The following is a 255-nucleotide window of genomic DNA, read 5'->3' as shown; positions in this document are numbered from 1 at the left end:
GGCAAGATCATCATGGATTTCGAGGGCACGCAGCCATGGGGCTACCATTCGATGAACTGCACGCCGGCCGGCATGGATGGCGGCATGTTCGTGACGCTGACCCAGCACATGAACTTCGAGGGGCTGGTCAATGACGGCGCCTGGATGGCGACCGAGCTGAAGCTGCCCAAGGGCACCTGGACCAACCCCGACAACGAGATGGTGGCGACCGCCACCTCCTGGGCTCTGCTGCTGCCCGCCTATGGCGTCTTCCAG

The 255-nt window shown here is 63.5% G+C and carries 1 protein-coding gene; it reads left to right on the top strand.

Annotation, left to right across the window (positions count from 1 at the left end; all coding sequences use genetic code 11):
- On the top strand, positions 1-255 hold a 255-nt coding region (locus EOD29_RS33345), incomplete at both ends, for a hydantoinase B/oxoprolinase family protein (protein ID WP_206520588.1).

The organism is Mesorhizobium sp. M1A.T.Ca.IN.004.03.1.1 (assembly GCF_003997555.1).
GTDB lineage: Bacteria > Pseudomonadota > Alphaproteobacteria > Rhizobiales > Rhizobiaceae > Mesorhizobium.
Note: the sequence above shows the minus strand (reverse complement) of the source record. Positions and strands in the feature narration are given on the sequence as shown.